The sequence below is a fragment of the Acidobacteriota bacterium genome, assembly GCA_009838525.1.
Taxonomy (GTDB): Bacteria; Acidobacteriota; Vicinamibacteria; order Vicinamibacterales; family UBA8438; genus VXRJ01.
Genome location: VXRJ01000030.1, coordinates 1 through 2,970 on the forward strand (window position 1 = coordinate 1; position 2,970 = coordinate 2,970).

Sequence of the window (2,970 nt, forward strand, 5' to 3'; positions counted from 1 at the left end):
GGCACGGCACGGCGCGCTTCTATGCCCACATGTTCTATTGGCTCTGCGGCAAGGGCGATCAGTTCCGCATTATCGGCGGTCAGGCTTGGCCTTGGCAGACCGAAAACCAGATCGGGCCGTCGTATGGCTTTGACGCCGAGGAAGGCTATCAGCCCAATTGGCGTTGGGACAATCCGGATGGGTATGCGCGTTGATTAGAGGGGTTCGACCTTCTCTTCAAGCCACGAGATCAATTCGGTAAATCGGAACAAACTGGCTTCGAACATCCGCATGAAGAAGGCGTATGCCTCATCGTTGTCGCAGTTGATGAAGTGGCCGTTCATGCGCAGAAAGGTGTCGGTGACGAAAAAGGCAACCCGCTTATTGCCGTCCACGAATGCGTGATTGTTGGCTAGACTCTCCATGAGGGCGGCCGCTTCTTGGATGAGCCCGTCGTAGTACCCAAGCTGGGGACGCATGAGCGCGGAGGCGAGAGCGCCTTCATCGAGGATGCCTAGTGAGCCGCCAAAAGCACTAATCAGGGCGTTGTGCATGGCGATGACTTCCTCGATGGTTGGGAAGTCATGGGTCATTTGGCCAACAATTCACCTAGGCGACGATTTTTCTCAACACTGGCTTGGAAATGGGCCATAACCGAAGCCCGGAGCTTTCCCTGAGCGCGGTTTTCAATGTATTCTCGCATAGCCTCTTCCAGCACTGCTTGAAAATGACGACCTTCCTTGCGGGCAATTTCGCGCACTGCGGCTAGCAACTCCGGCGCAGCCTGACTGGAGAATTTCTCTCGTAGCACAGCCATCACGTATATCCCTTTCGTATCGTTCTATCGTGAAACCAAGGCGTCAAGAAATATCTTGATAAAAATGGGTAGAAAGCGTCGCGGCCGCAAGGAAGCGTTTATCACTCCCGAACCGAGACGGGTGCGTGTGATCATCGGCGTTTGAAGCGAGCTATAGCTGAGTTTCGCGCAGATTGTGGTAGGGGCAGGGCACCGGCCCGGCGGGTGTGGGACGGTACTGATTAAATCCACATTCCCCGTCTAACTACGGGAGCCTCCGCGCTCGTCGAGCGAGCTTTGGCAGAACCCGGATCTATTCACGGGGGGATACACCCCGCCCCTGCTGAGAATGGCGAACGGAAGAGACGCGAAGCCCTGTTGCTGATTCGCTGAGGGGCTCCCGGTGCTGAGTGGTTAGCCGCTAGGTCGTTGAGCGGCTTTGCCGGATAATTGGGTTATCAATCCCTGAGGTCGCGCGTTACAGTGCGCGCCGCGTCTGGGCTATGCGCCGTCACCGGCGCAGTCGCACTTGCTTCCCTGTCTCTTCCGCTCTACTTGTCCTTACTCGTCAGCATATTCCACCTCTACCTCGAACGACGCGGCGCGAATCTGCCGATTGAGCTGGCGGAACTCGACGCGTGCCTCGTTGAGACGGGTGCGGCAGTCGTCGTAGGGTAACTCATTGTCCTCGACGATGTCGCGCTCCTCCTTGTGGAGGATTCGCTCATAGGCGGAATCGACGACTTGGGTGTGCAACTCTCCGAGGCGGTCGTTGAGTGCTTTGCGAGTCTCAAGGGCCTCGGTGAGGCTCATGTCGTCGCCCCCGAGTTCAACGCGGTGCTCGAAGTTGGCACGCTGGATCGCGGCGTTTAGCTTGCGGCGTTTGAATTCGAGGGCTCGCGACTGGTCGCGTGCCTCGGAGACATTGAATCCGGGTGCTGGACGGCGCGAGAAGTCGTTGTCTCGACGGGAGAATAGGTCTCGATTCTGGCGTGCCTCGGGCAAGCAGTCGCGCAGCGTCTTGATGCGAGCGTCGTACTCGCCGCGCAGTTCTAGGGCTTCGTATAGTCGGATGGTCTTTCTAACTTCGGTCATAGCTCACCTCCTTCTGGTTTCACTGGGAGATGAGTCGAAATTCGAGGGAGTGTAGAACAGTCGCAATAGTTCGGCGACTTTTTTTGGGCAGAAAGAAAAAAGCTCAATCGCGTGCTCGAATCGCTAGATGCAGTTCCCGCAACTGCTCGGGCGACACCTCGCTTGGCGCGCCCATGAGCGGGTCCTGTGCATTCTGGTTCATGGGGAAGGCGATGACCTCCCGGATGTTTGGTTCGTTCGCCAGCAACATGACGATGCGGTCGATGCCGGGGGCGATGCCGCCGTGGGGTGGAGCGCCGTAGCGCAAGGCGCGGATCATGCCGCCGAACTTGCGATCCACTTCCCGCTGCGAGTGCCCGGCGATCTCAAACGCCTTGTACATGATGTCTGGCCTGTGATTGCGGATGGCACCGCCTGCTGCGACGATGTCCCTGAACAGCCTGAACGAGGAGTCCGCGAAAATCTCGGAGAGGTCTTGGATTTCGAGCGCGAAGCGCAGGTCTGGTTTATCCGTGCCGAACCGCAGCATGGCGTCGGCGTGGGAAAGACGCGGGAACGGCGGTGCGGTCACTTTCCAGTCGGTGAACTCGCGGAAGAGAGCGGAAAAGAGATCCTCGACCACAGCAAAGACGTCCTCTTGTTCGACGAAGGCCATCTCGAGGTCGAGTTGGTAGAATTCGCCGGGGGAACGGTCGGCGCGGGCATCTTCGTCGCGGAAGCAGGGCGCGATCTGGAGCGGTGCATGGTAGCCTCCAGTTTTGGCTGTACATAAAAAAACCCGCCGTTGGAGCGAGACTCAACGGCGGGTTAGGGTGAGAGTAGAATCCGATCACGGCCAACGCCATCGAGCCAGAATGGCGGGATTATTGTCGTCGTTGTTATGCGAAAAGGCGTAGGTCGGTTTATATCGGAATGTCATCTCAACAGCTCCTGAAATCAAAAAATCCGCCGCGATGCGTGTTCGCGTTTCAATCCGCTCCCCGTCAAACGAGGGGAGATAAAAAGCTACCCATCTAATCCGAATGCTGTCAAGCCGGGCTAGTTTCTACAGCCCGAACCAGCGGTTGAGCTTGATCAGGAAGATGTTGTCGCCATCGTCG

The 2,970-nt window shown here is 57.5% G+C and carries 3 protein-coding genes and 1 pseudogene; all 4 read right to left on the minus strand.

The window, feature by feature from the left end; translation table 11 throughout:
- Window positions 1–194 precede the first annotated feature (194 nt).
- A complete protein-coding gene (locus F4Y45_12815) occupies window positions 195–572 on the minus strand; it encodes a type II toxin-antitoxin system death-on-curing family toxin (GenBank protein MXY25385.1) in 378 nt (125 codons plus the stop codon).
- Window positions 569–799: a hypothetical protein gene (locus F4Y45_12820; protein ID MXY25386.1), complete on the minus strand. Its 231-nt coding sequence runs from the start codon at window positions 797–799 to the stop codon at window positions 569–571. The genes F4Y45_12815 and F4Y45_12820 overlap by 4 nt, the downstream gene beginning before the upstream one ends.
- Window positions 800–1,336: 537 nt before the next feature.
- Window positions 1,337–1,870 carry a hypothetical protein gene (locus tag F4Y45_12825; GenBank protein ID MXY25387.1) on the minus strand — a complete coding sequence of 178 codons (534 nt, stop codon included), beginning with the start codon at window positions 1,868–1,870 and terminating at the stop codon, window positions 1,337–1,339.
- Window positions 1,871–1,973: 103 nt separating this feature from the next.
- Window positions 1,974–2,671 (minus strand): annotated as a pseudogene (locus F4Y45_12830) (hypothetical protein).
- Window positions 2,672–2,970: the final 299 nt, after the last annotated feature.